10 protein-coding genes are annotated in these 6,554 nt (G+C 47.3%); all 10 read left to right on the top strand.

Features of this window, described 5'->3' with window-relative positions:
• Nucleotides 1–618 (top strand): 4Fe-4S cluster-binding domain-containing protein (locus tag Q0413_RS07385; protein ID WP_298988346.1); only part of this gene is annotated, 618 nt, incomplete at its 5' end.
• On the top strand, nucleotides 615–1,196 hold the full coding sequence (locus Q0413_RS07380; protein WP_298988345.1) for a 6-carboxytetrahydropterin synthase: 582 nt from the start codon (nucleotides 615–617) through the stop codon (nucleotides 1,194–1,196). The genes Q0413_RS07385 and Q0413_RS07380, both read left to right, overlap by 4 nt.
• Nucleotides 1,196–1,417 carry a hypothetical protein gene (locus Q0413_RS07375; protein WP_298988344.1) on the top strand — a complete coding sequence of 74 codons (222 nt, stop codon included), beginning with the start codon at nucleotides 1,196–1,198 and terminating at the stop codon, nucleotides 1,415–1,417. The genes Q0413_RS07380 and Q0413_RS07375 overlap by 1 nt, the downstream gene beginning before the upstream one ends.
• A gap of 9 nt (nucleotides 1,418–1,426) precedes the next feature.
• Nucleotides 1,427–1,795, top strand: a complete 369-nt coding sequence (locus Q0413_RS07370; RefSeq protein ID WP_298988343.1) for a hypothetical protein — start codon at nucleotides 1,427–1,429, stop codon at nucleotides 1,793–1,795.
• Complete coding sequence (locus tag Q0413_RS07365; RefSeq protein WP_298988342.1) at nucleotides 1,795–2,277, top strand: hypothetical protein; 483 nt, start codon at nucleotides 1,795–1,797, stop codon at nucleotides 2,275–2,277. Before Q0413_RS07370 ends, Q0413_RS07365 begins: the two co-directional genes overlap by 1 nt.
• The gene (locus Q0413_RS07360) at nucleotides 2,277–2,933 is read left to right on the top strand and encodes a 16S rRNA (uracil(1498)-N(3))-methyltransferase (RefSeq protein WP_298988347.1); all 657 of its coding nucleotides are present in this window, start codon (nucleotides 2,277–2,279) and stop codon (nucleotides 2,931–2,933) included. Before Q0413_RS07365 ends, Q0413_RS07360 begins: the two co-directional genes overlap by 1 nt.
• Before the next feature lie 338 nt (nucleotides 2,934–3,271).
• A complete protein-coding gene (gene rpmE / locus Q0413_RS07355) occupies nucleotides 3,272–3,472 on the top strand; it encodes a 50S ribosomal protein L31 (protein WP_005869728.1) in 201 nt (66 codons plus the stop codon).
• Nucleotides 3,473–4,288, top strand: coding sequence for a 16S rRNA (cytidine(1402)-2'-O)-methyltransferase (gene rsmI / locus Q0413_RS07350; RefSeq protein ID WP_298988341.1), 816 nt, complete (start codon nucleotides 3,473–3,475; stop codon nucleotides 4,286–4,288).
• Between the two features lie 35 nt (nucleotides 4,289–4,323).
• Nucleotides 4,324–5,025: a 23S rRNA (guanosine(2251)-2'-O)-methyltransferase RlmB gene (rlmB, locus tag Q0413_RS07345; RefSeq protein ID WP_298988340.1), complete on the top strand. Its 702-nt coding sequence runs from the start codon at nucleotides 4,324–4,326 to the stop codon at nucleotides 5,023–5,025.
• Nucleotides 4,997–6,016, top strand: coding sequence for a hypothetical protein (locus Q0413_RS07340; RefSeq protein WP_298988339.1), 1,020 nt, complete (start codon nucleotides 4,997–4,999; stop codon nucleotides 6,014–6,016). Before rlmB ends, Q0413_RS07340 begins: the two co-directional genes overlap by 29 nt.
• The last annotated feature ends 538 nt before the right edge of the window (nucleotides 6,017–6,554 follow it).

The following is a 6,554-nucleotide window of genomic DNA, read 5'->3' as shown; positions in this document are numbered from 1 at the left end:
GCGCAGAACTATAAGTTTTATCCTAAAGCCGCCGCACGAAATTCTATGGCGGGCGAGAATTTCGCGGCGCAGAATTTTTTAAATTTAAATCCGCAAAGCTCCGTCTCGCCGCAGATCGCTAAGCTTTATCAAAAGCCGATCGTCGTTATCACCGGCGGCGAGCCGCTGCTACATCACAAGGAGGCGCTATTTTACGAGTTCGTCTGCGAGCTGCTAGCGCGCGGACATGCGGTGCACTTCGAAACCAACGGCACGATTTTAGTGGATTTTGAAAAATTTCCCGCCTACAAAAGCTGCGTCTTCGGAATCTCGCCCAAGCTCTCAAACTCCGCCGAGCTGCGCGAACGCAGGTTAAACTTCGCCGCGCTGCGAAGCTTAAAACAAAACGCAAAAGATAGTTTTTACAAGTTCGTCATCTCGCCCGAGTTTGACGCGCAGCCCGAGATCAGCGAAATTTTAGCGGCGTGCGAGAGCGAGGTTTATTGTATGCCGCGCGGCGCAGATCGTCGCGAGCTGGAAAGCGGCACGCAATTTTGCGTGGATTTTTGCCTAAAAAACGGCTATAATTACTCCGATCGCCTGCACATTAGAATTTGGGGCGAGAAGGACGGGGTATGATAATTAGGAAATTATACGAATTCGAAAACGCTCACATCGTGCGCCTGTGCGGCTCGAAGCGGTGCCGCACGAGCATCCACGGCCACTCCTACAGATGCGAAATTTTGCTTAGCTCAAATTTTTTAGATGAGGCGGGGATGGTTTATGACTTTGGCTACATGAAGCTCGGTATCCGCGAGCTTATCGATAGTTTCGATCACGCTACGACGATCTACGCGCGTGACGATGCGGGCTATATCGCGGATCTTAAAAAACACAGCGCGCGCTGGGTACAGATACCGCTAAATCCGAGCGCGGAGCAGTTTTGTAGAATTTTTTTCGTCCTTGTGGACCGACTTTTGAGCCTAACTCAGATGCAAAACGGCGAGCGCGAAGTAAAGCTTCACAGCGTCATCGTGCACGAAACGGCCACCGGCTACGCGCAGTGCTTCCGCGAGGACGCCTACAATCCACAGATGGGCGAGATCGCGCTGGATGAGATAGAATTCTCGCCCGCCGTGCGCGAGGAGTGGAGGCAGCCCGAGCTTTGGCAAAAGCTGCTGCGCGGCGAAAAAATCATCTATCCAAAGGACTGCTGATGAGAAATTTCTTTAAATTTGGCGCGGGGCTTATGCGCGTTTTTGCCACGTGCGCGATCTTTGTCTGCGCGCTTGCTTTAGGTGGTTGCGACGATGAGAAAAAGAATACTTTGCAAAAGCCGCCGGTAGATAGCGAGGTGCCGAAGGATGTGCCTATCGCGCCTAGCGAGCCTAAAGTCGATATAAACGCCGATATGCTGCCGCTTCCGGTGACCGAATAGGGCGGAGCGTTGAAAAATCGGCGGCTAAATTTGAAAATTTTTAAAATTTGCGTGGTTCGTATGCGGCGCGTAGGCGCGATTTTAGCGTTCTTCTTACCCGTGCGATCTGCGCAGAAAAATTTTAAATTTTATAAAGCTCTATCTGCAAAATTTCATTCTTGGCGCGAGATATGCTGCGCAAAACCGCGATTAGAAGGCGGCGCGATAAATTTTGACGCAACAAATATCCGCAGCCGCTTTGAAGAGTTTTTAAAATTTAAAAGGCGCGGAGCCGATCTGATTTATCTCGCGCCGAAAAAATTTGCGTTGAAATTCTGTCACTTCGGCTCTAGCCGCGCAAAATTTTATACTGCAAATTTAACTCCCTGGTGGAAGTGATGGATTATCTGTATCAAAGCGCCCTGGGCTTTCATAAATTTTTCGCGTTAGCTGCGGCGATTTTAACGATAATTTATCTGATTTTTACCCAGCTTAAGATCGACGCGGCGGCAGAATTTTGTCCGCGCAAAGAGGCTTTAAATTCCGCCGTCTCCGCGCCGCAAGCTGAAAATTTAAAGCAAAAGAGCAGATCTGGGCTTAGATTTCTTAGGCGCATCAGGCTGTTTTTGCCGATCTATTATTCGTGCATCGCGGCGCTGATAATTAGCGGAAGCGTGATGCTGCCGGTGCTGCGCTTTGATCTGAGCTTTAAAATTTACTTTATGGCGGTCGGATCGCTAGCGATGATCGTGCTTAGCGCGGTATCGTACAAGCGGCTGAAAATCGCGTATCTAAGTCAAAACTTTGCGCCGTATCAGCGCAAAATGCGGGTGATTTTGGGGCTAAACTTAGCGATAATTTTGATAGCGAGTGTTATTTGATGGTATATTTTTACGATAAGCTTGCAGGCGAACAGAGCCTAGTTTTGCAGAATGATCAGTTTTTGCACCTAAAGGCCAGACGAGCAAGGGCGGGCGAGCGCATAGACGTACGAAATCTAAAGGACGGGGCGAGTTATCTATATGAGATCTCTGAAATTTCGCGTAAGGGTGCGGCTCTAAATTTGGTTTTTAAAAGCTCTGTTTTTACGCCGAGCCACGATTTTTGCGTCGCTTGGGCGGTCGTCGAGAGCGCCGTGATCGAAAAGAGCCTACCTGCGCTAAACGAGATGGGCGTCGGGCAGCTTATTTTGGTATATGCCGATCTGTCACAGAAAAACGTGAGGCTCGATCTGCAGAGGATGGAGCGGATTTTGATCAACTCGTCGCAGCAGTGCGGGCGAAATTCCATCATGCAGATCGAGGTTTTGGGCGGCTCGGACAAGCTTGCACAAAGGTATGAAAACATAAGTCTGATCGATTTTGGCGGCAAGAACATCGACATTTTCGGCGGCGATGAGATCGCGTTCGTAGGCCCCGAGGGCGGATTTTCGCCGCGTGAAAGGAAGAAATTTAAAAATGCCTATGCGCTCAATAGCCCCTATATTTTGCGCTCAAATACCGCGCTGATCGCAACTTGCGCGAAGCTGATGTTTTAAACGCTCGGCAAATTTTAAAATTTTAAAAGTCGTGCCCTTTAAATTTTAGAATTTAAAATTTTGCCTGCACGACCTGTTATGTTTATCGGCGGCTTAACGCGCGGCGCGTATTTGCTGAAGCGTATCTTCGCGCGCTGTATTTACACGCCGTAGTAGACTGCAGTGAAATAAATTTTACCCGCAAAGCGGGCTAAATTTTAAAATTCTTCGCGCTTAAAAAGCATGATCGAGAAAAAATTGTCGCTTTGCCGAGAGTTTTTTGAAACCCTTTAAATTTGCTTTTTAGATAAAAAAGTTGTATAATCGCTGCCTTTTAAAATCATCAAAAAGGATTAAAAATGAAAAAAGATATCCATCCGAACTTTGTCGAAACGACCGTTACTTGCGCTTGCGGAAACACTTTTAAAACGCGCTCGAACAAGGCTGAGATCCGCGTCGATATCTGCTCCAACTGCCATCCGTTTTTCACGGGTAGCGAGAAGATCGTAGATAGCGCGGGTCGCGTCGAGAAATTTAAGCAAAAATACGGAATGAAATAGTTGCTATATCTCATTCCTACGCCGATAGGAAATCTAAGCGATATCTCGAGCCGCGCGCTTGAGGTATTGCAAAGCTGCGAAATCCTAATCTGCGAGGATACGAGGGTTTCAAAAAAACTTCTAAACTTATTATCCGATAAATTTCAAATTTCATTTAAAATTTCACAGTTTTACTCGCTGCACACGCACAACGAAGCGGAGTTTTTCGCGGGTTTTGATGCGGCGCTTCTGTGCGAAAAAGCTTGCGCATACGTAAGCGACGCGGGCATGCCCTGCATCAGCGATCCGGGAATTGCGCTCGTAAAATTTGCGCAACGAAGCGGCGTAGCTTACGAGGTGCTTAGCGGCGCAAACGCTCTGCTGCTCGCAGCCGCCGCAAGCGGACTAGTGGAGAAAGAATTTAGCTTTTTAGGCTTTTTGAATAATGACGGCGCGCAGCGCAAAGCCCAGATCCTAAATTTAATGCAAAGCCCCTATCCGTGCGTACTCTACGAATCTCCCAAGCGCGTGATAAAGCTAATAGAGCAGATCGCGGGGATCGACGCGCAGCGCAAAATTTTTGCGATCAAGGAAGCCACGAAAAAATTTGAAACCAAATTTTTCGGTAGCGCCGCAGAGGTTTCGCTGAGCTTAAACGGCGCAAATTTAAACGGTGAATGGTGCGTTGTGATTGACGGCGCAGGCGAGAAAAGCTTTGAAAAAATCACGCAGGAAGATATTCTCTCGCTTGAGATTGCGCCGAAAATAAAAGCAAAACTACTCTCAAAATTAAACGGCGAACCCGCCAAAGAAATATATAAAAATTTGATACGCTAAGTCATATTTTAACCGTTTTTCGCTAAAATCCCAAAATGATTATTTACGGCAAGCAGCTGTTTTTGCACCTTTTAAACCGGCATCCGCAGAAATTTATTCGCATCATCCTTGCAAAGGAGTGCGAGAAAGAAATTTTTAAAAAGATCGCCGCGACCGGCGTAAAAATCGAGCGCGTCGATGCGAAAAAAGCTCAAGCCCTCGCTCGCGGCGGCAACCATCAAGGCTTCTTGGCTGAGGTGGAGGAGTTTAGCTTCGGCGATCTGGCTAGCGTCAAAGACGATAAATTTGTGCCGATCCTTTATGGGCTTACCGACGTCGGAAACATCGGCGCGATAATGCGCAGCGCCTATGCTTTGGGTGCGGACAGCGTGATCGTCGTCGCAAATAATCTAAATATGGCTGGCGTAGTGCGCGCAAGCTCGGGCGCGGCGTATGAACTAAACGTCGTTAAGGCCGCAGACGGGCTTAGTGTGCTAAATGAACTTAAACAAAGCGGCTTTGAAATTTATGCCGCGAGTGCGGACGGGACGAACTTTAAGGAGTTAAAGCTCGGCGCGAAAAACGCACTCGTAATGGGGAGCGAAGAAGAGGGGATACCTGCTAGGGCGCTTAAAAAATGCGACCGCGCGGTATCGATAAAGATGCGCGAAGGCTGGGATTCGCTTAACGTAAGTGCGGCATTTGCGATACTATGCGATGGAATTTTAAATGGAAGAAATAGAAGAGAAGTTAAATAATACGGACGAGCAGGCGGAACAAACCGAGAAGCCGGAGCAAACACAGCAGCCAAAAAATAGCGATCTGGATAAATTAAAATCTATGGATCTGATCGAGATAGCGCGCACTACGCGCATCGACGCACAAAATTTAGAATATATCATCAACAAAGACTTCGAGAAGTTAGCAAATTTTAACGTTAGAGGTTACATTAAAATTTTAGAGCGCGAGTTTGGGCTGGATCTATCGGACTGGATGAGCGAGTTCGAGAGCGCTAAAGCGAGCTTTGCGCCCGTTAAAAAAGCCAAAGTCGAGCAGGTCTATGGTCAAAGGGTCAGCCCTAACAAAAGCGGCGGCGGTTGGCTTTTATGGCTGCTTGCGATGGTACTAATTATAGGCGCGATCTTTTATTTCGGACTTTATAAAAGCTTCGGCGACTTTTTGGGCTCGCTTTTATGGGAACAAAACAAAACCACCTACTCGGACGCTCCAATCGTAAATAACACTCAAAAAAAGCTTGAAAACATCGGTATCGACGTCGTTTCGCACAACGCTACAGATGAAAAATTCGCACTAAAGTCAGATGCCAATGCAGCCGCTGTTGCGGATGAAAATTTAAGCTCGCTCAATGCGCTGGACCGCTCTATCAGGATCGAGCGCGCGAGTGCCAAAACGGAGGAAAATTCCACCGACGAAAACGCCACGCAAAGCGTACCTGCACCCAGCAAAGATATCGTGCTTAATCCGCGCGGCAAAATGTGGATCGGTATCATCGATCTAAAAAGCGGCAAGAAGCGCGAGATGGTCATAAATTCCCCTTACGTCGTCGCTTCGCAAGGAGATGAGGAGCTGCTAATCTCTACCGGTCACGGGATGTTTGAGCTCGGCAAAGCCGATGGCAACGTAACTTTCAGCGAAAGAAACACTCAAAAATTTCACGTTAAAGATGGCAATATCACTAAAATTTCAGCCGATGAGTTTCTGCGCCTAAACAAGGGCAAAAAGTGGTAAAATCCTCGCTCTCGCGCGAGGTTTTTTGCTCGTAGAATTTTGCCGCAGAGGACAGAGGGTAAAATTTCAGCTCGCTGCGGTGCGCAGTTTAAATTTAAACTCGCGAGCGTAAATTTAAAGGTTTGAACTGCGCCGCATTGGATAAAATTTTAAACGGCGTAGGTAAAATTTAACGGTACGGATAAAATTTCAAGCGTTGCGGGCGCTTGCTGTAGCGTGGTAAATTTAAAGGGCATCGTTCGAGAATGCGGCGTAAAAACGGCAGCTTTGATCGCTATCGTTTTGAGCTGACGTAAATTTAAATGTCGCCGCAAAGTGTCGACGCGCTAAATTTAAATGATCAATGTCTCCGCGGTTTTAAAATTTTAGTGTGGTAAAATTTTAAAATCGCCTTAGCGGTATAAAAGCACCGCCGCATCGCCGCTAAGGCTTGAAATTTTAGCCTCCGAGCGGCATATGTAGATCGCGGCGCTTAAAGCGCGAAATTTTAAATAGAGCTTGAAAATACTTTAAGATAAGAGGTTTGAGATGTTTGACG

Origin of the sequence: uncultured Campylobacter sp., from assembly GCF_938045465.1 — a bacterium.
Lineage (GTDB): Bacteria > Campylobacterota > Campylobacteria > Campylobacterales > Campylobacteraceae > Campylobacter_B.
The sequence above is the reverse complement of the archived record's forward strand: the minus strand, read 5'-3'. Positions and strand labels throughout refer to the sequence as shown.

Bases quoted from the DNA above. Each gene is read 5' to 3' on its own strand.
- Q0413_RS07365 (WP_298988342.1), top strand. From the start codon at position 1,795: ATGGATTATCTGTATCAAAGCGCCCTGGGCTTTCATAAATTTTTCGCG.
- Q0413_RS07375 (WP_298988344.1), top strand. From the start codon at position 1,196: ATGAGAAATTTCTTTAAATTTGGCGCGGGGCTTATGCGCGTTTTTGCC.
- rpmE (WP_005869728.1), top strand. From the start codon at position 3,272: ATGAAAAAAGATATCCATCCGAACTTTGTCGAAACGACCGTTACTTGC.
- Q0413_RS07340 (WP_298988339.1), top strand. From the start codon at position 4,997: ATGGAAGAAATAGAAGAGAAGTTAAATAATACGGACGAGCAGGCGGAA.
- Q0413_RS07360 (WP_298988347.1), top strand. From the start codon at position 2,277: ATGGTATATTTTTACGATAAGCTTGCAGGCGAACAGAGCCTAGTTTTG.
- Q0413_RS07380 (WP_298988345.1), top strand. From the start codon at position 615: ATGATAATTAGGAAATTATACGAATTCGAAAACGCTCACATCGTGCGC.
- rlmB (WP_298988340.1), top strand. From the start codon at position 4,324: ATGATTATTTACGGCAAGCAGCTGTTTTTGCACCTTTTAAACCGGCAT.